Annotated in this window: 23 protein-coding genes and 1 pseudogene; 14 read left to right on the top strand and 10 right to left on the bottom strand. The window is 70.7% G+C overall.

The genetic code is table 11. The features are described from left to right. Window positions 1-3 precede the first annotated feature (3 nt). The 3 genes from A2G96_RS29645 to xth all read left to right on the top strand — a co-directional run bounded on the left by A2G96_RS29645 (window position 4) and on the right by xth (window position 3,685). A complete protein-coding gene (locus A2G96_RS29645; RefSeq protein WP_062803696.1) occupies window positions 4-1,386 on the top strand; it encodes a hypothetical protein in 1,383 nt (460 codons plus the stop codon). Between the two features lie 291 nt (window positions 1,387-1,677). After that, entirely contained in the window at window positions 1,678-2,796 is a 1,119-nt protein-coding gene (locus A2G96_RS29650; RefSeq protein WP_062803697.1) for a BON domain-containing protein, read from the top strand. Between the two features lie 76 nt (window positions 2,797-2,872). Further along, a complete protein-coding gene (gene xth, locus A2G96_RS29655) occupies window positions 2,873-3,685 on the top strand; it encodes an exodeoxyribonuclease III (RefSeq protein WP_062803698.1) in 813 nt (270 codons plus the stop codon). On the opposite strand, the gene A2G96_RS29660 is transcribed toward xth, so the two are convergent. Beyond that, window positions 3,682-4,599: a LysR family transcriptional regulator gene (locus A2G96_RS29660; protein WP_062803699.1), complete on the bottom strand. Its 918-nt coding sequence runs from the start codon at window positions 4,597-4,599 to the stop codon at window positions 3,682-3,684. The genes xth and A2G96_RS29660 overlap by 4 nt on opposite strands. A 117-nt stretch (window positions 4,600-4,716) precedes the next feature. Between A2G96_RS29660 and A2G96_RS29665 the strand changes: the two genes are divergently transcribed. Next, window positions 4,717-6,183: an amidase gene (locus A2G96_RS29665; protein ID WP_062803700.1), complete on the top strand. Its 1,467-nt coding sequence runs from the start codon at window positions 4,717-4,719 to the stop codon at window positions 6,181-6,183. Window positions 6,184-6,251: 68 nt separating this feature from the next. Further along, window positions 6,252-7,238, top strand: a complete 987-nt coding sequence (locus tag A2G96_RS29670; RefSeq protein WP_062803701.1) for a Bug family tripartite tricarboxylate transporter substrate binding protein — start codon at window positions 6,252-6,254, stop codon at window positions 7,236-7,238. 14 nt (window positions 7,239-7,252) lie between these two features. Here the strand turns inward: A2G96_RS29670 and A2G96_RS29675 are convergent, their stop codons facing one another. Beyond that, window positions 7,253-8,041, bottom strand: coding sequence for an NAD(P)H-dependent oxidoreductase (locus A2G96_RS29675; protein WP_062803702.1), 789 nt, complete (start codon window positions 8,039-8,041; stop codon window positions 7,253-7,255). 87 nt (window positions 8,042-8,128) lie between these two features. Here A2G96_RS29675 and A2G96_RS29680 point away from each other — a divergent pair, with 87 nt between their 5' ends. Both A2G96_RS29680 and A2G96_RS29685 read left to right on the top strand, forming a co-directional pair. Next, a complete protein-coding gene (locus tag A2G96_RS29680; protein WP_062803703.1) occupies window positions 8,129-9,034 on the top strand; it encodes a LysR family transcriptional regulator in 906 nt (301 codons plus the stop codon). 108 nt (window positions 9,035-9,142) lie between these two features. Further along, window positions 9,143-9,529 carry a nuclear transport factor 2 family protein gene (locus A2G96_RS29685; RefSeq protein ID WP_062803704.1) on the top strand — a complete coding sequence of 129 codons (387 nt, stop codon included), beginning with the start codon at window positions 9,143-9,145 and terminating at the stop codon, window positions 9,527-9,529. 29 nt (window positions 9,530-9,558) lie between these two features. On the opposite strand, the gene A2G96_RS29690 is transcribed toward A2G96_RS29685, so the two are convergent. Further along, complete coding sequence (locus tag A2G96_RS29690) at window positions 9,559-10,011, bottom strand: RidA family protein (protein WP_174549342.1); 453 nt, start codon at window positions 10,009-10,011, stop codon at window positions 9,559-9,561. 177 nt (window positions 10,012-10,188) lie between these two features. Here A2G96_RS29690 and soxR point away from each other — a divergent pair, with 177 nt between their 5' ends. Continuing rightward, window positions 10,189-10,671, top strand: a complete 483-nt coding sequence (soxR, locus tag A2G96_RS29695; protein ID WP_062803706.1) for a redox-sensitive transcriptional activator SoxR — start codon at window positions 10,189-10,191, stop codon at window positions 10,669-10,671. A gap of 26 nt (window positions 10,672-10,697) precedes the next feature. Here soxR and A2G96_RS29700 read toward each other — a convergent pair whose 3' ends face one another. Beyond that, entirely contained in the window at window positions 10,698-11,081 is a 384-nt protein-coding gene (locus A2G96_RS29700) for a c-type cytochrome (RefSeq protein WP_062803707.1), read from the bottom strand. A 173-nt stretch (window positions 11,082-11,254) separates the two neighbouring features. Here A2G96_RS29700 and A2G96_RS29705 point away from each other — a divergent pair, with 173 nt between their 5' ends. Together A2G96_RS29705 and A2G96_RS29710 are read left to right on the top strand one after the other, a co-directional pair. Beyond that, window positions 11,255-11,674, top strand: a complete 420-nt coding sequence (locus tag A2G96_RS29705; RefSeq protein ID WP_062803708.1) for a hypothetical protein — start codon at window positions 11,255-11,257, stop codon at window positions 11,672-11,674. A 150-nt stretch (window positions 11,675-11,824) separates the two neighbouring features. After that, on the top strand, window positions 11,825-12,490 hold the full coding sequence (locus tag A2G96_RS29710) for a DsbA family oxidoreductase (protein WP_062803709.1): 666 nt from the start codon (window positions 11,825-11,827) through the stop codon (window positions 12,488-12,490). A 78-nt stretch (window positions 12,491-12,568) separates the two neighbouring features. On the opposite strand, the pseudogene A2G96_RS29715 reads toward A2G96_RS29710, so the two are convergent. Together A2G96_RS29715 and ytfE are read right to left on the bottom strand one after the other, a co-directional pair. Continuing rightward, window positions 12,569-14,850, bottom strand: a pseudogene (locus A2G96_RS29715) (nitric-oxide reductase large subunit). A 34-nt stretch (window positions 14,851-14,884) separates the two neighbouring features. Further along, window positions 14,885-15,607: an iron-sulfur cluster repair protein YtfE gene (gene ytfE, locus A2G96_RS29720; protein WP_062803710.1), complete on the bottom strand. Its 723-nt coding sequence runs from the start codon at window positions 15,605-15,607 to the stop codon at window positions 14,885-14,887. Window positions 15,608-15,759: 152 nt separating this feature from the next. Between ytfE and norR the strand changes: the two genes are divergently transcribed. The 3 genes from norR to A2G96_RS29735 all read left to right on the top strand — a co-directional run bounded on the left by norR (window position 15,760) and on the right by A2G96_RS29735 (window position 19,667). After that, window positions 15,760-17,331, top strand: a complete 1,572-nt coding sequence (gene norR, locus A2G96_RS29725; RefSeq protein WP_231909697.1) for a nitric oxide reductase transcriptional regulator NorR — start codon at window positions 15,760-15,762, stop codon at window positions 17,329-17,331. 166 nt (window positions 17,332-17,497) lie between these two features. Continuing rightward, entirely contained in the window at window positions 17,498-17,926 is a 429-nt protein-coding gene (locus A2G96_RS29730) for a polyhydroxyalkanoate granule-associated phasin (RefSeq protein WP_062803712.1), read from the top strand. Between the two features lie 166 nt (window positions 17,927-18,092). Next, a complete protein-coding gene (locus A2G96_RS29735) occupies window positions 18,093-19,667 on the top strand; it encodes a histidine kinase N-terminal 7TM domain-containing protein (protein WP_062803713.1) in 1,575 nt (524 codons plus the stop codon). Between the two features lie 7 nt (window positions 19,668-19,674). On the opposite strand, the gene ubiT is transcribed toward A2G96_RS29735, so the two are convergent. The 3 genes from ubiT to ubiU form a co-directional block, all read right to left on the bottom strand. Beyond that, window positions 19,675-20,139 carry a ubiquinone anaerobic biosynthesis accessory factor UbiT gene (gene ubiT / locus A2G96_RS29740; protein WP_062803714.1) on the bottom strand — a complete coding sequence of 155 codons (465 nt, stop codon included), beginning with the start codon at window positions 20,137-20,139 and terminating at the stop codon, window positions 19,675-19,677. Beyond that, window positions 20,136-21,068, bottom strand: a complete 933-nt coding sequence (locus A2G96_RS29745; protein WP_062804209.1) for a U32 family peptidase — start codon at window positions 21,066-21,068, stop codon at window positions 20,136-20,138. Before A2G96_RS29745 ends, ubiT begins: the two co-directional genes overlap by 4 nt. Window positions 21,069-21,132: 64 nt before the next feature. After that, window positions 21,133-22,173, bottom strand: a complete 1,041-nt coding sequence (gene ubiU / locus A2G96_RS29750; protein ID WP_174549332.1) for a ubiquinone anaerobic biosynthesis protein UbiU — start codon at window positions 22,171-22,173, stop codon at window positions 21,133-21,135. Between the two features lie 272 nt (window positions 22,174-22,445). On the opposite strand from ubiU, the gene A2G96_RS29755 reads away from it, so the two are divergent. Beyond that, window positions 22,446-23,603, top strand: coding sequence for an NAD(P)H-dependent flavin oxidoreductase (locus A2G96_RS29755; RefSeq protein WP_062803715.1), 1,158 nt, complete (start codon window positions 22,446-22,448; stop codon window positions 23,601-23,603). A gap of 86 nt (window positions 23,604-23,689) precedes the next feature. Here A2G96_RS29755 and A2G96_RS29760 read toward each other — a convergent pair whose 3' ends face one another. Beyond that, window positions 23,690-25,078, bottom strand: coding sequence for a hypothetical protein (locus tag A2G96_RS29760; RefSeq protein ID WP_062803716.1), 1,389 nt, complete (start codon window positions 25,076-25,078; stop codon window positions 23,690-23,692). Window positions 25,079-25,223 lie beyond the last annotated feature (145 nt).

Genomic DNA, 25,223 nt, shown 5'->3' on the forward strand with positions numbered 1-25,223 from the left:
GCCATGCGGATTCCCCACGCAGCGCGGGCATGGCGGCGCGCCGGCACGGCGCTGCTGGCACTGGCGCTGGCCACGCCGCTGCCCGGCGCGGCGGCATGGTTTGACGGCGACGAGAAGCGCCTCGCGGCCGAAGCGGACCGCTTTGTCGCCGACAAGCCCGCCGAACTGCAGCGCATCCTGCATACGCTGTACATGGAGGGCGAATGGAATGCGGTGCTCAATCTCGACCTGCTCGGCCTGGCCGCGATCGAGGCCGGCCGGCCGCGCTTGGCCGAACGCGCCTTCGACATGGCCGCGGCACGCATCCTGCGCGTCTATGCCGACGACCCGCACGCCCGGCAGGCGCGCTCGCTGTGGTCTGCCGAGAGCGTGAAGGACTGGAAGGGCGAGCCGTACGAACGCGCCATGACGTTCTACTACCGCGGCCTGCTCTACGCGCACGCCGGTGACTACCAGAACGCCCGCGCCGCCTTCCTGCAGGCCGATATCCAGAATGCCTTCGGGCAATACGAGCGCACCGACGACGGCCACGGCAGCTTTGCGCTGATGGCATGGCTGGCGGCATGGGCCTCGCAATGCGCCGGCGACCCCGCGCGCGCGGCCGAACTGGCCGCGCGTGCAGGGGGCGCGGCCGAGCCGTTCTACGCGCAAACCCGGGGCGCGCTGCCGCGGCACCTGAGCCTGTTCGAGGCCGGCCTCGGGCCCGAGAAAGTGACGCTGGGCGATACCAAGAGCCTGCTCGGCTTCCTGCCGCAAGGCGCGGCTACGGGCGCGCCGCGCATCCGCTACGGCTCGGAGGTAAAGCCACTGGCCGCGGGCACCGCCGCTGACCTGGACCGGGTCGCGCTGACCCGCGGCGGACGGCCGATCCAGGGCATCCTCGACGGCAAGGCGGTGTTCAAGGAAAACACCGCGACGCTGGCGGACGCTGCCGGGGCGCTGTCGGCAGGACTGGCGCAGGCGGCATGGTCGGGTGCGAACAGCGGCAACGCCGGCCTGGCCCAGGGGCTCGGTGCCGCCGGCGCGGCCGGCTCGCTGCTCAGCCTCGCCGCCGGGGCGCTGTCCAGCGCGACCAATGCCGAGGCCGATACGCGCTATTGGGCGTCCTTGCCCAAGACCGTCTACATCGAAGCGCTGGCGGCCCCGCTGTCGCACCCGGCGGTGCAGTTCGGCCCGGCCGCGGGCGGCAGGCCGCGCCCGGCGTTGCTGCAAGGCCGCCAGGGCAAATGTTCGCTGGCCTGGGGCCGCGAGCATTCCGCCTTCGATGGCGAGCACGGCGGCGTGGCCAACCCCTCGCCATGGCCGGCGGAACCGGTCGAGTCCGGGCGCGAGCGCGCCAACGCGGCGTTGCGCAACGAGTTGCTGGCACTGCCGTTCGGTCCGTGACCCTCCAGCGCCGCTCCGGGATTACGCGGGCGCTTCCTACCGTTGCAGCGCTTTCGACAGTTCTGCAGCGCAGCGTGCGGGCAATGCCACAACCGGCCGCCCGGGCTGCATCCCTTACACACTCTGAAACCCTTGCACGGACGCCCGTCCTCCCGGCGTCCGTCTGCCGGGGCCGCGCGGCCATCGGCCGCACGGTACGAATCTTGCCCCTTGCCGGATATCCGCCCGCGGTACCGGCGCAACTTTGCGCCCGTTTCCGCACATGGCGTTTTACCTTGTCAGGAAACCAGCATGGGCTACTACTACGATGAGCGTGAAGCGCGCGACCAGCGCGAGCGCCGCCAGGCATGGGACGACGATGACTGGCAGCCGGAATCGGAACGCGACCGCTGGCAAGCGCAGCGCCGACGCCAGCAAATGACCCCGGGCCAGACCAGCTACGGCGGCCCCGCCCGCCCGGCCCGGGAATTCAACGAGCAGTACGGCGCCAGCCGCTACCCGGAGCACCCGCGCGAGCGGCGCTACGGCAGCGACCTGCGCTATGGCCTGAACGGCGGCTACGGCTGGGAACGCGCCGGCGAATGGCGCGACCCGCAGGCCTGGGAGCGCGACGACGACTACGCGGAGCAGCAATGGCGCCAGAGCACCGAACGCGCCCGCGAACCGCGCGAGCGTTACCAGGGGCGCGAGCGCTATGAGCAGCGCTTTGAAGGCCGCGGATCGTCCCGCGATGAGGACCGGGCCCGCGAGCGCTACTTCAGCGACCTGCGCAGCGACCGCCGCTACTGGACCGACCCGGACGACGACGAAGAGGAAGAACACCGCTACATGGTCCAAAGCCACAGTCCGGGCTATCGGCAGTACGCGCAGCGGCGCGGCTGGGAGACCGATGAAGACCGCGACGACGATCGCGACGACGACCGCGAGCACGGCATGCTCTACAACCTGGGCCGCCGCATCGGCGAAGTAGTGGGCGACTGGTTCGGCACGCCCGACGAGCGCGAACGGCGTTCCGGCCCGCGCGGCTACCAGCGCAGCGACGAGCGCATCCGCGACCAGATCTGCGAGCGGCTCAGCTACGCGCGCGGCGTCGATGTGAGCGACGTCAGCGTCGACGTCAATGACGGCGTGGTGTCGCTGACCGGCACCGTGCGCGACCGCGGCCAGAAGTACTACATCGAGGACATGGCCGACGGCACCTACGGCGTCAAGGACGTCAACAACGACATCCGCGTGCGCCGCGACAGCGAGCGCGCCGGCGAGTCGTCCGGCGTTACCCGCAGCGCTGCCAGCACGGGCAGCGCGGGCAGCACCGGCAGCACGAGCAGTACCAGCAGCTCGGGCAGCGCGACCACCACTACCGGTGGCAGCGCCGCCGGCACCACCACGGGCAGCACCTGGCGCGCATAAAAGCGAGTAGCCGGCGGAACAATCCGCCGGCTTTTTTGTGGATCCCGCCACCGCCCCGCCACAGCCACCGCATCGCATGCCCGCGTCCACGCTGAAGATCGCCACCTTCAACATCAACGGCATCCGCAGCCGCGTGGGGGCGCTGTGCCACTGGCTCGCGCGCGAAGCGCCGGACATCGTCTGCCTGCAGGAACTGAAGACCGCCGACGAGAGCTTTCCGGCGCGCGAGATCCGCGACGCCGGCTATGGCGCGATCTGGCACGGGCAGAAATCCTGGAACGGCGTCGCCATCCTGGCGCGCGGCGCGGACCCGGTCGAAGTGCGCCGCGGCTTGCCGGGAGACCCGGACGACAGCCACAGCCGCTACCTGGAGGCGGCGGTCGCCGGCATGCTGATCGGCTGCCTCTACCTGCCGAACGGCAACCCGCAGCCCGGCCCCAAGTTCGACTACAAGCTGGCATGGTTCGAACGGCTGATCGCGCATGCGCAGGAACTGTTCGACAGCGGCCACCCGGTGGTGCTGGCCGGCGACTACAACGTGGTGCCGACCGACCAGGACATCTACAACCCGCGCTCGTGGCGCAAGGACGCCCTGCTGCAGCCGGAAAGCCGCGAGGCCTACGCGCGCCTGCTGGCGCAGGGCTGGACCGATGCGCTGCGCCAGCACCATCCCGACGCGCCGATCTACACCTTCTGGGATTACTTCCGCCGGCACTGGCAGACCAACTCCGGCCTGCGCATCGACCACCTGCTGCTGAGCGCAGATCTGGCGCCGCGGCTGCGCGATGCCGGCGTCGACCGCTGGGTGCGCGGCGAAGACCACCCTAGCGACCACGCGCCGGCGTGGGTGGTGCTGGGCCCGGCGGCGCGGCGCAAGCGCGCGGGCTAGCCCGCGGCCTCGGCCACCAGCTGGTCGCGGATAAAGTTCAGGAAGGCGCGCACGCCTTCCGGCAGCGTGCGGCCCGCCAGCGTCTGCAGTTCGATCGCCCGGCTGCGCATGCCGCGTTCGCGGATGGTCGCGGCATGCAGCTCACCGCGGCGCAGGCGGTCGCCCACGGTCACGCTGCCCGAGATCGACAGGCCGCCGCCGTGCAGCACGAAGCTGGTCAGGGTCTCGAAATGGTTAGTCACCAGCACCGGCTCGAACACCATGCCGCGCTCGCCGCAGGCCAGGTCGAACAGCTGGCGCACGGTGTTGTCGCCCTCGGGCAGCGCCAGCGGGTACGGCTGCATCTGCGCCAGCGTGATGCTGCGAAAACGCGCCAGCGGATGGTCGGGGCGCATGATGGCGATCACCGGCGCGGCCTGCCGGTGCGCGATGCGGATGCCCTGCTCGGCGGCGCGGCTGTAAGTGATGCCGATATCCGCATCGCCATGCAGCACGATGCCGGTCACATCCGCCGGCGGCGCCACGCGCACGTGGAACTGCAGGCCCGGATAGCGCTGGCGGAACTCGGCAATGATGCGCGGCAGGAAGTCGATCGCAAACCCGGCGGAACTGGCCACGCGCACGCGGCCGCGGCGCAGGCCCTGCAGCGCGGCGATCTCGGACACCACGCGGTCGGCTTCGAGCGCGCCGCGCAGCGCGTAGGCCGCCAGCAGCTCGCCGGCGGCACTCGCCACCATGCCGCGCGGGCGGCGATCGAACAACGGCACGCCGAGCAGCGCCTCGAGCGCGGCGACCTGCCGGCTTACCGCGGACACGGTGACATTGAGCCGCTGCGCGGCCTCGGTCAGCGAGCCGCTGCGGACCACTTCCAGGAAATAGCGCAGCGAGGTGTCCTGCAGGCGATGCGACAACATGGGGGCGGGCTCCGGCCGGTTTGCGTTTTACGCAAGGATATTTGAAAAAATCGTCGATTGCGGGAAAGCACGGGTCACCCGTATGCTTTTCCCACCCACCACCGGAGAACCCGCGCCATGGCGCCTGCCCAGAACCCCGCTCCCTCGAAGGACCTGATCACCGACCTCGATGCCGTCGCGCTGTCGCGCGCCATCCATGCGCGCGAGGTCTCCTGCGTGGAAGTGCTCGATGCCTTCCTCGGCCAGATCGACCGCCACAATCCCCGCGTCAACGCCATCGTCGCCGCGGTGGACCGCGACACGCTGCGCGAGCAGGCGCACGGACTCGACCACGAACTGGCGCGCGGCGCCAGCCGTGGGCCGCTGCACGGGTTCCCGCAGGCGCCCAAGGACATCAGCCCGGCCGCGGGCATGGTCACCACCAAGGGCTCGCCGATCTTCGCCGGCCAGGTCAGCGACGCCGATGCCGTGATCTTCGAGCGCATGCGCGCCGGCGGCGCGCTCTTTGTCGGGCGCACCAACTCGCCCGAATTCGGCCTCGGCGGCCATACCTACAACCCGGTCTACGGCACCACCCGCAATGCCTTCGATCCCACCCGCTCCGCCGGCGGCAGCAGCGGCGGCGCCGCGGTGGCGGTGGCGCTGAACATGCTGCCGGTGGCCGATGGCTCGGACATGATGGGCTCGCTGCGCACGCCCGCGGCGTTCAACCATGTCTATGGGCTGCGCACCTCGGTCGGCTGCGTGCCGCACGGCCCGGGCGACGAAGTGTTCTTCCAGCAGTTCAGCGTGGCCGGGCCGATGGCGCGCAACGTGCCGGACCTGGCGCTGCTGCTGTCGGTGCAGGCCGGCTTCGATGCGCGGCTGCCGCTGACGCGCCGCACAGAGGCGCCCGGCACCTTTGCGCTGCCGCCCGAACGCGACTGGACCGGCGTGCGCATCGGCTGGCTCGGCGACCTGGGCGGGCACCTGCCTACCGAAGCCGGCCTGCTCGACACCTGCGTGCAGGCGCTGGCGCACCTGCGCACGCTCGGCTGCACCATCGACGCGGCGCTGCCGGACTTCGACCTGGAACGGCTGTGGCGCGCCTGGATCGACCTGCGCAGCTTCTCGGTGGCGGGCGCCAACGCGGCGCTGTACCACGACCCGGCCAGGCGCGCGCTGCTCAAGCCCGAGGCGGTCTGGGAGATCGAACGCGGCCTGGCGCTGCCGGGCACGCGCGTGTACGAGGCCATGGCCGAACGCAGCGCGTGGTACCAGGCGCTGCGCGCGCTGTTCGAGCGCTTCGACTACCTGGTGCTGCCGGCCGCGCAGGTATTCCCGTTCAACGCCGATTGGGACTGGCCGCATGCCATCGACGGCCGCGACATGGACACCTACCACCGCTGGATGCAGGCGGTGGTGCCGGCCACCATGGCCGGGCTGCCGGCACTGGCCGCGCCCGCCGGCTTCGGCCTGCAGGGCCTGCCCGCCGGCATCCAGATCATCGGCCCGGCGCAGGCCGACGCCGCGGTGCTGCAGCTGGGCCACGCCTACGACCAGGCCGGCGGCTTCTCGCGCGTGCGCAGCCCGTGGCTGGGCTGAGCCGCTGCGCATCGATTGCGCTTGCCTCTCATTCCTCCCATTCCTATCACCGCCGCTGGAGTGCCACGATGATTGCATTGCCCCCGAAGCTGTTTCTCGCCTGCGCCACTGCCGTGGCCGCGGCTTTATTCGCCGCGCCCGCCGCGCAGGCGCAAACGTGGCCGGAGCGCCCGCTGCGGCTGGTGGTGCCGTTCGCGGCCGGCGGCGCCACCGACGTGCTCGGCCGCCTGCTGGCGGTTGGCCTCGGCGAAAAGCTCGGCCAGTCGGTGGTGGTCGAGAACAAGCCCGGCGCCAGCACCGTGATCGGCGCCACCCAGGTGGCCAAGGCCGCGCCCGACGGCTACACGCTGCTGCTGGCGGCCAGCACCACGCTGACGCTGAATCCCGCGATCCGCCAGCACCTGGGCTACGACCCGGTCAAGAGCTTCACCCCGCTCGGCCTGATCGCCGACATGAGCCTGGTACTGGTAGCCAACCCCGATACGCAGATCGCCACCCTCAAGGACCTGGTGACACAGGCCAAGGCCAACCCGGACAAGCTCTCCTACGGCTCGTTCGGCGCCGGCTCGTCGGTGCATTTCGGCGCGGAGATGCTCAAGGCCGCCACCGGCATCCGCATGGTGCACGTGCCGTTCAATGGCAGCGCCCCCAGCCTGACCGCGCTCGCGGGCGGGCAGGTGCCGGTGGCGGTCGATACCGTGGTGGCAACGCTGCCGCTGATCAAGGGCGGCAAGATCCGGCCGGTGGCGGTGCTGTCGCCACAGCGCCTGCCGGCCTTGCCGCAGGTGCCGACCGTCGCCGAAAGCGGCTATCCCGGCTTCCAGATGGGGACCTGGTTCGCACTGCTGGCACCCGCGGGCCTGCCCGCCCCGGTGCAGCAGAAGCTGGAAAAGGCACTGGCCGACGTCGCCAACGCGCCGGCCACGAAGGCGCGCATGGTCGAGCTGGCGCTGACGCCGGCTTATGGCAATGGGGCGGCGGTGAAGGCGCGGGTGGAAAAGGAATTGCCGGAGATGCGGGCGGTGGCGGCGCGGGCGGATATCCGCGCCGAATAACGAGGGCGGCGCACTCAGCGCCGCCCGCCATCCACATGCGCCGCGAAGCCCACGGCTTGCGGCGCCACTTCCTCGCGCAGCGTGAGTTGCGGGATCAGGTAGTCCCCGCCGTTCTGCCTTCGGAACGGTATCGGTGCGGTCGTCCCCAGCGCATCCAACCGCTCGCCCAGCTCCTCGCGGATCTGCGCAAAGCGCGCCTCATCAACCTTGCCGGTCCGATACACCAGGTATGGCGGCAGCACGTCAAACCCGGGGTAGTACAGCATGCCGTGGTGGATCGGGAACAGGATGTCGTCGATCGGGCCGTTGATGCCGCGCGCGCTGTAGTGCGATTCCCAGCCGCCGGCGGTGACGATCAGCATGGCGCGCTTGCCGGCGAGCGTGCCTTCGCCATAGCGGTCGCCCCAGCGCTGGTCCGAGTGCTCGCCGACGCCGTAGGCAAAGCCATAGGCATAGACGCGCTCGACCCAGCCCTTCAGGATGGCGGGCATCGAGAACCACCACAGCGGGAACTGCAGGATCACGGCGTCGGCCCAGCGCAGCTTGTGCTGCTCGCTTGCGATGTCGTCGCTCTGGAGTCCGTTGTCGAAGGCATGCTTTGAATCCAGCGATGGGTGGAACGGCGCGTCGGTTTTGGGAGCCTTCGAATCCGAGGCGTCCAGTTGCGGCTTCCATTGCATTGCATACAGGTCCGAGACCTGGACTTCGTGGCCGGCGCCGCGCAGACGCTGCACCGCAAAGTCACGGATGGCGCCGTTGAGCGAGCGCGGTTCGGGGTGGGCATAGACCAGCAGTACTTTCATGTCGGTGGCTTCACAAGTGTTGGTGAAGCCAGCATAGGCCGCGCTCCGGTATATTAGAAATGAATATCCGATATCCCAGGTATTGTCATGACTAATTTCGCGGCTAGCCTGAGACGGCTCGACCTGAACCTGCTGCTGACGCTCGACGTGCTGCTGTCCGAGCACAACGTGACCCGCGCGGCCGAGCGGCTGCATCTGTCGCAGCCTTCGGTCAGCGTTCACCTGGCCCGGCTGCGCGACCACTTCGGCGACCCGCTGCTGCTGCCGGGGCCGCGCGGCATGCGCCCCACCGCCAGGGCCGAAGCGCTGCGCGAGCCGTTGCGCGAAGCGCTGGCGGCACTGGCGCAAGCGGTTTCCGCCGACACACCGTTCGACCCCGCCACGTCGACCCGTACCTGGCGCGTGGCGGCGACCGACTATGGCGAATCGACCATCGTGCTGCCCGCGCTGCAGGGGCTGCGCAAGGCCGCGCCCGGCGCCCGGCTGGCGGTGGTCGAGATGGTGCCGACGCGCATCGCCCGGCAGGCCGAGCGCGCCGAACTGGACCTGGCCTTCCACACCACCGACGGCTCGCCGCCAGCGCTGCACCGGCGTGCGCTGTTCACCGAACGCTATGTGCTGGCCGGCCGCGCCGGCCATCCGCGGCTGAAGCGGCGGCCCACGCTGGCGCAGTTCTGCGCGCTCGAGCACGTGATGGTGTCTCCGGACGGCGGCGGTTTCCACGGCGTCACCGACGAGGCCCTGGCCCGGGCCGGGATGCAGCGGCGCGTGGTGCTGTCGGTGCCGCACTTCCTGTTTGTCACGGCGGCGCTGGCCAGCACCGACCTGGTCGCGATGCTGCCCGAGCGGCTGGTGCGCGGCGCGCCGGCATTGCGCGCGGTGGCGCCGCCGGTCGAGGTGCCTGGCTACGAGATGTCGATGCTGTGGCCCGAGCGCGTGCATCGCGATCCGGCGCACCGCTGGCTGCGTGAACACATCGCCACATCGGTGTAAGCGCCGCCATCGCGCTTTGCATACAAAACTGGAATACAATCAGCGCTTTCAACGTTGCGGCATGGCCAACCCCCTTGGCGCCTTGCCGCCCCAGTTTTGGAGGAGATCATGACGTTTTCGGAAACCGGCCTGACGTCCCGCCACGTGGCCGCGCTCGCGCCGATCGGGGACTACCTGCAGGGCCATATCACCGGCAAGGCCGAATTCATGTACAAGGCCTTCGCCGCCGACGCGCGCATCGTCTCGTTCCGCGACGGCAAGCTGCATTCGCTGACGGTGGAGGAATTCGCCACGGCGCGCTGCCCCGGCCATCCGGCCGCGGATGAAGCGCAGCGCAAGCGCTTCATCACGCAGTTCGACGTGGTCGGCAACGCCGGCGTGGCCAAGGTGGTGCTGGAATACCCGGGCGTGACCTTCACCGACTACATGACGCTGCTCGAGATCGACGGCGTCTGGAAGATCGTCAACAAGACCTTCAGCGCCGCGGCGCGCTGAGTCCGGCTTTCATCGCGGGCCGGCGCGACTCAGGCCGGCAACACCGCTGTCGCTTCGATCTCGAACAGCATGTTATCCAGCGCCAGCCGCGGCACCGGGATCAGCGTGCACGCGGGCGTCGGCCGGTCGCCCCACATCTCGCGCAGCGCCGCGCCGAAGGTGCGCAGGCGGTCGTGCGAATGGTCCACCACCAGCACCGTAAGCTTGGCCACGTCGCCGACGTCGGCACCGGCTGCCTGCAGCGCAATGCGCAGGTTGTGCATGGCGCGCGCCACCTGGCGCGGGAAATCGAGCGGCAGGCAGCCCGCGGCATCCTCGCCGCCCTGCCCCGAGACATAGACGATGCGGACCGGGCCCTCGACCAGGGCCACGTGCGAATAGCCGTTGGGCCGCGGGTCATACAGGCCGTCAGGATTGAGCAGGCTCAGCGAGTCATTGGGGCGGGCGAAAGGCACGGTCGGCGCAACTGGCAATGCGGGCATGGCGGGCGAGCGCAGCGACGAGGGCGAGAACGGAAACATGGTCATCGGCTTGTGGAAGCATCCGGGTCAGAGGAGCCGCCAGTATCAAACCTCAAGTTAGGTTAAGGTCAAGCGCGGCCATGGTGGTAGCATGGGCATTCCTGCGTTCCAACGTTGCAGCCCTGCCTGCCCTTCGCCATGGCTTCCAAGCAACCGCCCGCCACGCCGCGCCGGCGCCGCCCCGCGCCCGCGGAAGAACTGCTTTCCGTCGGTGAAGTCGCGACGCGCACCGGCCTTGCGGTGTCCGCCCTGCATTTCTATGAAGCCCGCGGCCTGATCGCCAGCACCCGCAGCGGCGGCAACCAGCGCCGCTATGCGCGCGCCGTGCTGCGGCGCCTGGCGGTGATCCGCGTGGCGCAGCGCATGGGGCTGCCGCTGGCGGTGATCGCCGATGCCATGCGCAAGCTGCCCGATGGCCGCGCGCCCACCGTGGCGGACTGGCGCAAGCTGTCCGCCAGCTGGCGCGACGACCTCGACGAACGGATCCGCACGCTGACGCAATTGCGCGACCAGCTGGACGGGTGCATCGGTTGTGGCTGCCTGTCGCTGAAGGCGTGTCCGTTACGCAATCCGCATGACGCGCTGGCGGGCGAAGGGCCGGGGCCGCATTTTGCGGAGTGAGGCTGTGCGGACGGAGCCGTTGCGCCTTACTTGAAGGTCTCCAGGTACGCCAGCAGATCGGTGATCTGCTGGTCGTCGCCCAGCCCCCAGAAGCGCATCTTCGTGCCCGGCACCACCTTGCCGGGCGAGCGGACAAAGGCGCGCAGCGTGTCGTGCGACCACACCACCTTCGACGCGCGCATCGCGTCCGAATACTGGAAATCCGTCGTGCTGCCAGCGGTGCGGCCGAAGATACCGTTCAGCTGCGGGCCAAAGCCCGCGCGCGCATTGCGCCCGACGTGATGGCACGAGGCGCAGCGCGTCGCAAACAAGGCCTTGCCGGCCTGGAGATCGGCGGCGGCGGCGGTGGCGGCGATGGGAATGGCGGTGGAAAAGCTCAGTGCCAGCAGCGTGGCGGCGGTACGGCGCATGTGCAGCTTGGATGGGAAATACTTGGGGCAGGGTTGGCATGATACATCCCGCTCCGCACGCGGCGGCCCGACCAGGGGTTACACCACGTCACACTTGCAACACTTAGCGCGCCCCATATTACAGCCCGCCCCCCTACAGTGAGCCCATGTCCAACGCCCCTTGGGAGGCAGCCATGAAACGAATCATCGCAATGGCGGTAGCAGGTGGTGCAATGCTGGTGGCCAGCGCTGGTGCTTACGCCGGTGTGAATATCGATATCGGCATCGGCGTGCCTGGCGTGGTGGTGGCGCAGCCGGCGCCGGTCTACCATCCGGCCCCGGTCTATGCCCCGGCGCCGGTGTATGCGCCCGCCCCGGTCGCCTACGCACCGCGCCCGGTTGTGGTGGCGCCGCGGCCGGTGGTGGTGGCACCGGTGCCGGTGCGCTACGACAACGACCGCGGCTATCGTCGCGCCTACTATCGCGGCTATTACCGCGATGGCTACCGCGACGGCTATCACGACCACCGCCGCGAATGGCGCGGGCGCGAGTGGGCGCAGCGCCGTGGCGACCACGACGACCACGGCCGCGGCCACGGGCCCCGCTGGGACTGAGCCCCGCCATGGCGCGGCGGGCGGGCGCGCGGCCACCGGCCGCAGCGTCCGCCTGCAAGGATGCGCCAGTCGCGCTACCCTGTCGGCAATTTCCAATCCGGGCCGGGGCCATGGCCTCGCCCCCGCCTGCGAACATGCCCAGGAGCAGCCATGCCACAACCCCTCAAGATTGACTTCGTCTCCGACATCGCCTGCCCCTGGTGCGCCATCGGCCTGGCTTCGCTGCAGCTGGCGCTGCAGCGCGTGGGCGATGCGGTCGATGCCGAGATCGTCGTGCATCCGTTCGAGCTGAACCCGGGCATGCGCCCGGAAGGCGAAGCCATCGTCGACTATCTCGGCCGCAAGTACGGCCGCACGCCGGCGCAGATCGCCGAAACCCAGGCGATGATCCGCGAACGCGGCGCCGCCGTGGGCTTTGCCTTTGGCCCGCGCACCCATGTCTACAACACCTTCGATGCCCACCGCCTGCTGCACTGGGCCGGGCTGGAAGGCAAGCAGCTGCCGCTGAAGCAGGCGCTGCTGCGCGCCTACCATGCCGAAGGCAAGGACCCCAGCAACCATGACGTGCTGGTCGACGCGGCCCAGTCCGTCGGCCTCGACGCCGCCGCGGCACGCAAGGTGCTGGCGGGCGACGACTATGCCGACGCGGTGCGCGCCGAAATCGGCGAATACCAGCGCATGGGCATCCAGTCGGTGCCGTCGATCATCTTCAACGACCGCTACCTCGTCACCGGCGGCCAGCCGGTGGAGGCGTTCGAGCAGGCCATCCGCGAGATCGCTGCCGAGGCACAGCAGGGACAGCAGGCTCAAGGCTAGCCTCCTGCTTTGCCCGCCAATGCAAGTGGCCCGCCCGGTTACCCGGGCGGGCCACTGTGCTTTCGGCGCACTAAGCGTTCAGCGCGCCGCGGGCTTCATCCCGACGGTGACGGCATCGGCCGCGCGCGGCGTGCGCGTGGCCAGCCCCAGCACCACCTGCCACGCGAACGACACCGCGCCGGCGATAAACACCACGTCGCCGAAGGTGCGCACCCAGCGCAGCGTCTGCAGGATGGGCTGCTGCATGAAGGCCTCGCTGCGCGCGTACCAGGTGCCATGCTCGACGCTGGCCAGGAACTGGATGATGCCGATCGGCAGCAGGCTGGTGCCGATCATCAGCACCAGGCCGAGGTTCAGGCCCCAGAACGCGGTCTTCATCAGCGCCGGGCTGAGACGGTAGGCGGGACGCACGTAGCGCAGCACCAGCAGCGTGAAGCCCAGCGCCAGGAAGCCGTAGACGCCGAACAGCGCGGCATGGGCATGGACCGGCGTGGTGTTCTGGCCCTGGATGTAGTACAGCGCGATCGGCGGGTTGATCATGAAGCCGAACACGCCCGCGCCCAGCATGTTCCAGAACGCCACCGCGACAAAGCACATCAGCGGCCACTTCAGGTCGGCCATCCACGGCGCGCGCCGCTTCAGGCTCCAGTTCTCCCAGGCCTCATGGCCCAGCACGATCAGCGGCACCACTTCTAGCGCGCTGAAGGCGGCGCCCACCGCCATCACCGGCGTGGTGGTGCCGGCGAAGTACAGGTGGTGGAAGGTGCCGGGAATCCCGCCCAGCATGAACAGCGACGCCGACGCCAGGCTGGCCGCGGTCGCCATCGGGCGCGACACCAGGCCGAGCGTGGAGAAGATGAAGGCCAGCGCCGTGGTGGCGAAGACCTCGAAGAAGCCCTCCACCCACAGGTGCACCACCCACCAGCGCCAGTACTCCATCACCGTCAGGCTGGTGCGTTCGCCATAGGCCAGGCCCGCGCCGTAGAACAGGCCGATCGCCACCACCGACGAGGTCAGCAGCGCCAGCAGGTTGCGGTCGGTGCCGCGCGCGCGCAGCGCCGGCAGGATGCCGCGCATCATCAGCACCAGCCAGATCACGATGCCGGCGAACTTGCCGATCTGCCACAGCCGGCCCAGGTCGACATACTCGTAGCCCTGGTGGCCCAGCCAGAAGTTCAGGTGCGGCGGCAGCTTCTGCGCGATCGCCAGGTAGTTGCCGGTAAACGAGCCCACCACCACGACCACCAGCGCCCAGAACAGGACATCGACGCCCAGCCGCTGGAACTTCGGATCCTTGCCGCCGTTGATCAGCGGCGCCAGGAACAGCCCCGCGGCGAGAAAGCCGGTGGCGATCCAGAACAGCGCGCTCTGGATATGCCAGGTGCGCACCAGCGCGTACGGGAACCACTGCGACACGTCGATGCCGTAGAACTTCTGGCCTTCGACGGTGTAGTGCGCGGTAAAGCCGCCCAGGAACACCTGGAACACGAACAGCGCCACCACCAGGAACAGGTACTTGCCCAGCGCGCGTTGCGACGGCGTCAGCGCCACCGACAGCAGCGGGTCGCGCGCCGGCGCCTGCGGCGGCGTTTCTTCCTTGCCGCGCAGGAAGGCCCACGCCCACACCAGGAAGCCGACGCCCGCCAGCAGCACCACCACGCTGATCACCGACCACACTACGTTCTCGCTGGTGGGCTGGTTGCCGATCAGCGGCTCGTGCGGCCAGTTGTTGGTGTAGGTGGCCTCATGGCCCGGGCGCGCGGTCGATGCGGCCCACGCGGTCCAGAAGAAGAAGTGCGTCAGCTGCTGGCGGCGCTCGGCAGCGTGTTCTCTTTCATCGCGTAGTGCTCGCGCGTGGTGTGCAGCGCCGGCGCATCGGAGAAAAGCTGGTCGTAGTAGGCGGCGGTGTCGGCGATGGCCTGCGCGCGGCGCTTCGACACGGTCAGCACGTTGCTGTCCGGATCGGCGGCATTGCCGCGGTACTCGGTACGCAATTGCTCGCGCAGCGCTGCCTGCGCCGGTGCGTCGAGCTGCGCGAAGGCGCGGCCGTGGCCATCTTGCGCGGCCAGCTCCAGCCATGCGGTCAGTTCGCGGTGCAGCCAGTCGGCGGTCCAGTCCGGTGCCTGGTAGGCGCCATGGCCCCAGATCGAGCCGAGCTGCATGCCGCCGACGGACTGCCATGCGGTCTGGCCGTCGAGGATGTCGTCGCCGCTGAACAGCGTGCGGCCCTCGGCCGTGACCACCTTGGCCGGGATGGGCGGGGCCTGCCGGTACACCTCGACGCCGTAGTAGCCGAGCAGGGAGAACGTGACCGCCAGCACGGCGATCAGCAGGAACCAGAGTTTGCGGTAGGGACCCATGATGCGAAGTCGTTGAGGGTGGTGTCGGGCGGGCTCAGGCGTGCGCCGAGCAGCCGCAGCCGTTGGCCTGCGCGGTGGCGGAAGCGGTGGCCGCCGCGCCTTCGAACAGCACGTTGTTTTCCAGGTGGATGTGTTCCATCAGGTCTTCGCGCAGCGCGCGCAGGCCCAGGTAGAGCGCGCGCCAGGTATTGCAGGCCGCGCGCGGCAGCGTGATGTCGTCGGTCAGCTCGGCCAGCCGCTGCAGGGCCACGCCGTGGTCGTCATGCTCGGCGCGCATCACCGCGATCGGGCGGCTCGCGGCGGCATGCAGGCCGCGCAGCAGCATCGGGAACAGCACCTGCTCTTCCTTCTGCATGTGCGATTCCAGCTCGCCCAGCATCTCGCCCAGGTGGTCGGCCAGGCCCAGCGGGCACTCCGGCCGCTCGCCGTGGACCTGCTCGACCCGCCGCGCCAGGCGGATCAGCTCGGGCAACTGCTCGCGATGGCGGGCGTGGAAGCGCACCAGGATATGGTCGATCAGCGCCGCGGGTGCCGCCGTGTTCCAGTCTTGCGCCGACGGATCGGCCTCGGCCTGCAGCGCGCGCAGCTGGGCGGCGATGGCGGCCACGGCGGCGGCATCGAGCCCCTTCTGCTGCGCGGCGTCGCGCAGGCTCTGCTTGCCGCCGCAGCAGAAGTCCAGCCCGTGGTCGTGGAAGATGCGGGTGGCACCGGGAATCTGGCGGGCCAGCTGGCCCAGCGAATGGTCTTGCAGCGTCATGGCGGTTTCTCCGTGTGGAAGTGATGACCGCCTGACATACGCGAGCAGCGTGCCAGAAAAAAACCGCGTCGAATCAAGGTCTTGGCATAGCACGGGTATTAACTACCCTATACTTGTCGCGGTATTAATTACCCGTTACGGTGTTTTCCACCATGCTCCCAGCCGCCATGTACCCCGACCTGCTGGCCGACCTCGTCATCGACTTGCCGCACGCGGTGCGCCTGCAGCGGCTGGTCAGCGCGTTGCGCACGCATTTTCGTTGCGGCGCGGTGGCGCTGCTGCGGCTGGAGGAAGACCACCTGCGCCCGGTGGCGGTCGACGGCCTGGTGCGCGACGCGCTGGGCCGGCGCTTCGCGGTGGGTCTGCACCCGCGCCTGGCCGCGATCCTGGCGCGCCGCGGCGTGACCTGCTTCCACCACGACAGCATGCTGCCGGATCCGTACGATGGCCTGATCGACGAGCATGTGGGCGAGCCGCTGCCGGTGCATGACTGCATGGGCACCCGGCTGGAAGTGGACGGTCAGCCGTGGGGCGTGCTGACGCTGGATGCGCTGACGGTCGGCACCTTCGACAGCGCGGCCCAGGCCGAGCTGCAGCGGCTGACGGTGATCGTCGAGGCCGCCGTCCGCACCACCCGGCTCGAGGGCGAGATCCGCGCGCTGCAGCTCGCGCGCGGCACGCCCGAATCCGACGAAGGCGCGGCCCCGCACGACATCGGCGCCGAGATCATCGGCCAGAGCGAGGCCATCGCCAACCTGCTGCATGAACTGGAAGTGGTGGCCGACACCGACCTGCCGGTGCTGCTGCTGGGCGAGACCGGCGTGGGCAAGGAGCTGTTCGCGCACCGCCTGCACCGCCAGTCGCGCCGGCGCGCGCAGCCGCTGGTGCATGTCAACTGCGCCGCGCTGCCGGAGTCGCTGGCCGAGAGCGAGCTGTTCGGCCACGCGCGCGGCGCCTTCTCCGGCGCCACCGGCGAGCGTCCGGGGCGCTTCGAGGCCGCCGACGGCGGCACCCTGTTTCTGGACGAGGTGGGCGAGCTGCCGCTGGCGATCCAGGCCAAGCTGCTGCGCACGCTGCAGAACGGCGAGATCCAGCGGCTGGGCTCGGACCGCCCGCGCCGCGTCAACGTGCGCGTGATCGCCGCGACCAACCGCAACCTGCGCGAGCATGTGCGCGACGGCTCGTTCCGCGCCGACCTGTACCACCGGCTGTCGGTCTACCCGATCCCGATCCCGCCGCTGCGCGAGCGTGGCAACGACGTGCTGCTGCTGGCCGGGCGCTTCCTCGAGCTGAACCGCGCCCGCCTGGGCCTGCGCAGCCTGCGGCTGTCGGGCGGCGCGCAGGACGCGCTGCGCCACTACCGCTGGCCCGGCAACGTGCGCGAGCTGGAACACGTGATCAGCCGCGCCGCGCTGCGCGCGGTCAGCCGCGGCGCAGGCCGCAATGACATCGTGACGCTGGAGCCGGAACTGCTCGACCTCGACGGCCTGGAACTTCCGCCGGCCACGCCAGCCACGCAGACCGGCACCGCCACGTCCACCCCGCCCGCAACGCCTGCGCTGCCCGCGGGCATCAACCTGCGCGATGCCGTCGAGCAAACCCAGCGCGCCTGCATCGCGCAGGCCCTGCGCGACCACGGCGGCAACTGGGCGCAGGCCGCGCGCCAGCTGGGCATCGACGCCAGCAACCTGCACAAGCTGGCCAGGCGGCTGGGATGCAAGTGAAGTGCACGGGAGCGGGGTCCGAATGCCGCGGCATGGCAAGTCGCGCCATTAGCGCATAAGCTGATCCGGATGCCCACGCAGGGCGCCATCGTCGTGTGCAGCAACTGCCGCCCGCTGCGCCCAGTGCACCCGCTGCGCGCACGGCCCGCCACTGGAGAACCCCGTGATGATGACCGCAACGCAAATCTTCTGGCCGCCGGTGTTCTGGCCCTTCCCCACCGTTTATGCCGGCGCAACGCAGCTGGACGCCATGCAGGCCGACCTGGCCGGGATCTGGCAGCGCATGGCCGAACTCAACCTGGACTTCACCCGCACCCTGTTTGAGAACTTACAGTTCGACGCCATGGGCTCGATGATGGAGCCCGATCCCGAATCCCGCTACGCGCGCGAGATCGCCAGCGAGCTGCCGCTGCTCGGCGGTTCACTGCATTACGCCTCGGTCATGCTGGAGCTGTATGCGCGCGCACAGCAGAAGTGGATCGACGGCTGGGGCCACCTGCTGACGCGCGGCATGGGGTTCGAATGGCCGGGGCTGCGGCAGGACGTGGTCGACATCCCCTTCTGGCTGGTGCGGGAAACCCCCAGGCGAGCCTGATCCTGCGGCCGCGTGGCCGCTGTTGCATCGGCGCACCCGCCGCCAGGCCAGCGATGCCGCCCGGTATCATGCTGGCTGGACGAGATCGCGGAGCGCACGCAACCGGCATGCGCCTGGCCGGGCGGCGGCACCAACGCCCGGGTCTCGAAGACGCGCGCCGCCTTCAATGCCCTCTTATTCACTGGTTCTACTGCTTACCGTCGCCGTGGTCGCCTGCATCGGCATGGCCATCGCCACCTGGCCGCGGCGCGACGATCCGACCGTGCAGGCCTTCCTGGTGCTTGCCGCCGGCGCGGCCACCTGGAGCGGCGGCCGCCTGCTCGAGATCAGCTCGACCGACCTGGAAGGGCGCATCCTGTGGGCCAAGATCCAGTACCTCGGCATCGTCGCGGTGCCGATCGGCTGGCTGGTGGCGATGGTGCACCTGAGCCGCCCGCGCTACGTGGTGCCGTGGTCGCGGCTGTGGCTGCCGGTGCTGGCGGCGGTGGTCACGGTGGTGATGGTCTTTACCAACGAGCGTCACGGCCTGGTGTGGCCGCGCATCACGCTGATGCCGCCGGGCGTGCTGCCCGGCGCGGTGTTCGACCATGGCATCGGCTATGCCGTGGTGGCGGCGTGGACGTACCTGCTGCTGGGGCTGAGCCTGTATTTCCTGGTCACGGCGGAGGTGCCCAACGGCGCCTTGTCGCGCCGCGGGCGCGCCATCCTGGGCGCGGGCCTGGCCCTGCCGCTGGTGGCCAATGTCGCCTATCTCAGCCGCTGGACCGGGCCGCTGGGCGGCGACCTGACCCCGGCGACGTTTTCACTGATGGCGGCGCTGGTGTGGTTCTGCGGGCTGCGTACGCACCTGGACGATATCGGCCACTACGCGCGGCTGCGCGTGTTCGATGCGCTCAGCGAGGGCTGCGTCATCGTCGATGGCCGCGGCACCATCGTCGAATTCAATCCCGCCGCGGCGCGGCTGTGGCCGGCGCTGCGCCGCGGCGATCCGCTGCCCGCCGGCTGGGACACAGCGCTGCGGCGTCCTGCCGAGAGTCTGGTCGACAGCGCGGCCCTGCCTTTCGTGCCGCCCGGCGCGCCGTTCGAGCTGAGCGGCGAACGCGTCGCCCGCCTGGATGGCAGGCAGATAGGCAGCCTGCTGTTCCTGCGCGACATCAGCCGCTTCCAGTCGCGCGAGCTGGCGCTGAGCGCGCGGCTGGGCCAGACCGAGGAGCAGCTGTGGCAGGTGCAGGCGGACCTGGACATCGACGCGCTGACCGGCATCCGCAACCGCCGCTACTTCCAGCGCGAATCGATCGCCGCGGTGACGCGCGCGTGCGAGCGCGGCCAGCCGCTGGGGCTGCTGATCCTGGACGTGGACCAGTTCAAGCAATACAACGACCTGCATGGCCACATGGCCGGCGACGATTGCCTGCGGCAGATCGCCGGCGCCCTCAGCGGCGTGCTGCACGGCGAGCAGTTCTGCGCGCGGCTGGGCGGCGAGGAATTCGCCGCGGTGCTGCCGGGCGCGAGCCGTGACGAAACCCGCGAGCTCGGGCGCCGCATGGTGGCCGCGGTGCGCGAGCTGGGCATCGCGCACCACGGCACGCCGGTGCAGCCGGTGGTGACCATCAGCGTGGGCGCGGTCTGGGCCGTGCCCGAGGCGCCGCGGCTGGAGCCGCTGCTGCACCGCGCCGACAGCGCGATGTACCGCGCCAAGCGCGCCGGCCGCAACCGCTTCATGCTGGACGGCGACGCCTGAGCCGGGCTCAGGAAGCGGCGCCGGCCCGTCCCGCGGTGGCGCCGTGCAGCGCCACCAGCCGCGCTGCGGTCTGGCTGACCCACGCCGGCCGCGGTGCGGCATCGAGCCAGTACTTGACCTCCAGTCCCAGCGCGGTATCGCCGCTAATCACCAGACGGCGCTGGAAGAACAGCGTGTCGGTGTCGGCCTCGCCGCCCAGCAGGCGCAGGTAGTCGACCGCGCAGGCACGCAGCGTCAGCGCGGGCTGGTCGTCCGCGCTGCCGGCGCGGAAGCGCCCGCCTTCGCAGCGGAACGGCACGGCCAGCTCCAGGTCCTGCACCGTCAGCAGGAAGGCATGTCCGTCCAGCGCCGCGGGCGGCTCCAGCCAGCCAGCGCGGCGCGCCAGCTCCAGCGCGGCCACCAGCGGCAGCGCCCGCGCGCGTGCCGGCAGGCGCCGGTGCACGCCGGCCATCAGCTTGTGCAGCGCGCTCATGCCGGGGCCTCCCAGGCGATGCCGGCGCGGCCGTGCCAGTAGCCGTTGCATGGCTCGGCGCCGGCCGGCGTGATGCCGCTGGCAGCGGGCGCGCGCTGCCCGGCGCGGATCGCCGCCAGCTGCTGCACCACCGCGAGCGTGCCGCTCGAATGCGGGCTGACGCGCAGCATGCCCACGCCCATCCGCGCCATGTCCAGCGCCTCGGCGCACAGGTCCAGGCAAGTGGCGCTCTGCGTCTGCACCCCGTTCAGCGTGAAGAACGCCTGCCCTTCGCCGGTCGCGGCGACCAGGCCGTCGGGATAGTCCATGCAGCGGAATTCGCAGCTGTCCTTGCGCAGCCGATGGTGGCGCGCGGTAAAGCAGCGCGCCGAGAACGCCAGCGGCAAGCGGCCCCAGACAAAGGCTTCGAGCTGCATGCCGGCGGGCCGCGCCGCCGCCAGCGCGGCCAGCGTGGTGCCGTCCATCTCCACCGGCGCGACGCAGCCCACCGCGCCCAGGCCGGCGAGCCAAGCCAGCGTATCGGCATGGTAGGCGTTCAGATGCGGGCCGCCGACGAAGGGCCGTCCGCCCATGCAACGCACCGCGCCGGGATCGTTGGCCTCGACCAGGTAGTCGTCCTGCGCGCAGACGCGCCGCATCCAGGCGATATCGGTATCGGACTCGACCAGCACCGGCGTGGACAGCACCACTTCCTTGCCCGCATCGCGCAGCATCTGTGCAATCTCCAGCCATTGCGCATGGCGGATTTCATGGCGGCGGGTACAGACGGTTTCGCCCAGGTAGACGCGGTCGACCGGCGCATCGGCGACCGACGCATAGAACTGCAGCACGGCCTCGCGCGGCCAGTAGTACAGCAGCGGACCCAGTGCGATGCCGAAGCCGGGCATCGCGGCGGCGTGCGGCATCGCGGCCGCGGCGGTGTTTGGCATAAGCAGCTCCATCGTGGCCGGCATGTGCCCCATGTCCGGATACAGGCAGGTGGATGTCATGGCGTCAGCGCCAGGGGCGGTCGTAGGCGCCCTGCGTGACCTGGTCGCCCTCGGCATGGCGTCCCAGCGTGCCCTGCCACTCCTGGCGCGGCGCGAAGCGGGCCGGATCGGCGCAGGCCGCGTCGATCGCCGCGCGCAGCACGCCGACCACGTCGCCGACATAGCGCGGGCTGCGCTGGCGCCCTTCGATCTTGATCGCGGCAATGCCCATGTCGATCAGCGCCGGCAGCAGCGACAGCGCATTCAGGCTGGTCGGCTCCTCCAGCACGTAGCCGCGCTCGCCCTCGACTTCGAAGCGGCCCTTGCACAGTGTCGGGTAGCCGGCCGGCTCGCCGGGCGCGTAGCTGTCGATCAGGATGCCCGACAGCCGCGCCTGCATGGTGCCGTCCTGCTCGGTCCAGCGCACCGCATGCGCGGGCGAGCACACCCCCTTGTTGTTGGGCGAATCGCCGGTGGCATACGACGACAGCAGGCAGCGGCCCTCGGCCATCACGCACAGGCTGCCGAAGCCGAACACCTCCAGCTCGACGCTGGTCTGGCGCGCCAGCTTGCCGATCTGCGCCAGCGACAGCACGCGCGGCAGCACCACGCGGCGGATATTGAAGCGCTCGCGCATCAGCTCGATGGCATCGGCATGCGTGGCCGAGCCCTGCACCGACAGGTGCAGCCGCAGGTGCGGATGGCGCGCGCAGGCATAGCCCATCAGGCCCGCGTCGGCCATGATCACGGCATCGGCGCCAAGGTCGGCGGCCGCATCGACGGCGCGGTGCCACTGCGCCACCGCGCCCATCTGCGCAAAGGTGTTGATGGCGAACAGCACCTCGGCGCCGCGCGCATGCGCTTCGGCCACGCCGGTGCGGATGTCGGCCTCGGTGAAGTTCAGGCCGCCGAAGTTGCGCGCGTTGGTGGCATCGCGCAGGCCCAGGTAGACCGCGTCGGCGCCGTGCTGCAAGGCCATGCGCAGCGCCGCCAGCGAGCCGGCGGGCGCAACCAGTTGCGGGCGGCGCGGCGGGGCGTCGGAGCGGGCAGGGATGGAACTGGTCATCGGTGATGGCGCCGGCGGCGGCGCGGGGGAAGGAAGACAGCGGCCGATGCTAGCCAAGCGCCCGCGCCAGGGGCTTGACCGCGCGCAAACCGACGCCAACGGCACCCCGGCCGCGACGGGCTATGCCGGTCGGCGTAGGCCGATGGCAGGCCAGCCGGCCAGTGTTGACCTGCGGCAAACGCGGGCCCGTGCCGCTGTGCCACGCTTGCGCGTCATCCCCGCGCCGGGGCCGCCGTGCGGCCCGGCGTCCATCCTCTTCCGGAGACCCGTTTATGAATCACCCCTGGCTCAAGCTGGGCGGCCGCCGCCTGCTGCCGATCGTGCAGGGCGGCATGGGCATCGGCATCTCGGCCCACCGGCTGGCCGGCGCGGTCGCGCGCCAGAACGGCGTCGGCACCATCGCCAGCATCGACCTGCGCCACCACCACCCCGACCTGATGGCGCGCACCCGCGGCAGCCGTGACAAGCCGGCCATCGAAGCCGCCAACCTGGAAGCCCTGGACCGCGAGATCCGCGCCGCGCGCACCGCCGCCGAGGGCCACGGCCTGATCGCCGTCAACGTGATGAAGGCGGTCGGCTCGCACGCGGCGCTGGTGCGGCAAGCGTGCGAAAGCGGTGCCGATGCCATCGTCATGGGCGCCGGCCTGCCGCTGGACCTGCCCGAACTGACCGCCGGCCACCCCAGGGTGGCATTGATCCCGATCCTGTCCGAGGCGCGCGGCATCGGCCTGGTGCTGCGCCGCTGGATGAAGAAGGGCCGGCTGCCCGACGCCATCGTGGTCGAACACCCGGCGCATGCCGGCGGCCACCTGGGCGCGGCCACCATCCAGGACCTGTCCGAGCCGCGCTTCTCGTTCTCGCGCGTGCTGGGCGAATGCCGCGAACTGTTCGCGCAGCTGGGACTGGCCTGGGACAGCATCCCGCTGATCCTGGCGGGCGGCATCGACAGCCACGCCAAGGTGCGCCACTGGCTGGGCGAAGGCGCCGCCGCGGTGCAGCTGGGCACGGCCTTCGCCGTGACCGAGGAATGCGATGCGCATCCGGCCTTCAAGCAAGTGCTGGCCACCGCGCGGCCCGAAACCCTGCGCGAATTCACCAGCGTCGCCGGCCTGCCCGCGCGCGCGGTGCTGACGCCATGGCTGCAGCGCTACCTGTCTAGCGAAGCGCGCCTGCAGCGCCGCGCGCGCGTGCGCGAATGCCTGGAAGGATTCGATTGCCTGCAGGCCTGCGGCCTGCGCGACGGCATCGCGCGCATCGGCCAGTTCTGCATCGACCTGAAGCTGGCGCAGGCCGTACGCGGCGACGTGGAACGCGGCCTGTTCTTCCGCGGCCGCGGCGCGCTGCCGTTCGGCGAGGCCATCCGGCCGGTGGCGGAGCTGATGCATTACCTGTTGACCGGGGAGAAGCCCGCCGGGCTGGCGGCCACCTGACCGCAGCATCCCCATCACTAACGCCGCCGAAACAAGGCTCCCCTCGCCCGCTTGCGGGAGAGGGGTGGGGGAGAGGGCCAGAGCGTCTACGAAGTCGGCCGCGTCGGTATGCCTGCGCCTGCCCTCTCCCCCGGCCCCTCTCCCGCAGGCGGGGAGCCAACCAGCGGGACGTCAATGCCAACAGCAACACGCGGCGGCAACCCACCACACCTGCGCATCTGCCGCATGCAGCGCAGCGCCGCCAGCAATTGCCACCCCAGCCACGCATTGGCCCCCGCCAGCAGCAGCCCGCCGACGCGCGCCAGCAGCGCCGGCGCCAAGGGCAGCGCCAGCAGCACCGCATAAGCCGACAGCAACAGCCACGCCTGCCCGCGCTGCCGGCCCGGCGCGATGATCGCCTGCATCGACGGCACGCGCGCCCTGGGCGGCAGCAGCCGGCGCAGGTGCAGCCACACCAGGAATGGCACGATCTTGCCCAGCATCGCCGTGACCGGCAGCACGCCCACGCCGACCAGCGCCATCGTGCCGGCCCACCACGCCAGCGGCAGCGCCGCAGCAGGCAGCACCACCGCCGCGGCACCCAGCACCGCCGCGCCCAGCATGCTGGCGCATGCGACCGGCCACAACGGCCATAGCGGATCGTGGCGCCGCCGCGCGCGCACCGTGCCGGCGAGCCCGCATATCCCCAGCACCGCCACGAACGACAGCCACACCACCAGCGCAGCCTGTGCCAGCACCGGTTCCCCTGGCCACAGCACCAGCGCGGCGCTGAACACCGCCAGCGGCGCCCAATGCCCCAGCGGCAGCCAGCGCGCCAGCGCCGCCGGCAAGCGCGGCGTCTGCCAGAACATCGGCAGCACCGTGGCGGCGACCCCGCTGACCAGCGCCGCCAGCCAGCCACCCAGCGCCCATGCCATATGCAGGCCAAGCGCCTGCGCCACCGGCACGCCCCACAGCCCGCCGAAGGTGCCCGCCAGCGCGATGCCGGCGACCACCGCCACCATCAGCGGCGCGCCGATGCCGGCCAGCGTGCGCGTGGTGGCGTCCCGTGCGGCCACGCGCCGGCCCGCGGCCAGCAGCATCGCTCCCACCAGCAGCAGCACCGCGCCAAGCGCAGCCGCAACCCGCATCGCTACCGGCTCGCCGCCCAGCAAGCCGAAACCGAGCGCAGCCGCCAGCGCCGCGCCGGTCGCGGCCATCAACGGCGCCAGCCGCCCGGCAGCGGGAACGTCCACGCGCGCCACCACCGGCATCATCTGGAACAGCGCGCCGACCATCACCGGCAGCAGCATGCCCAGCGCCAGCGCATGCACCGCCGCCAGCGCCAGCGGCGCGAACCGGTCGGGCAGGCCCGCCGCAGGCCCCGCTGCCAGCAGCAGCCCCGCGGCCGCGCCCAGCCACGGCGCCGGCATCAGGCAACCGAACACCAGCGCAGGCCGTGGCGCGCGCGCGTAGTCGAGATCCGCGCCTTTCATGCGCGCCCCGCGGCGTGACGGAGGTGACGCATTCGTGCGTCCTTTGAAGTGGATACGGCCATCGCTCCTTCTCGCCAGTCGTGACAAAAGGCCCGATGCTAGGCCGCCGCGCCGCGCAGGGATTTGACGCGGGCCAATCCGGCCG

The organism is Cupriavidus nantongensis (genome assembly GCF_001598055.1).
Classification (GTDB): Bacteria; Pseudomonadota; Gammaproteobacteria; order Burkholderiales; family Burkholderiaceae; genus Cupriavidus; species Cupriavidus nantongensis.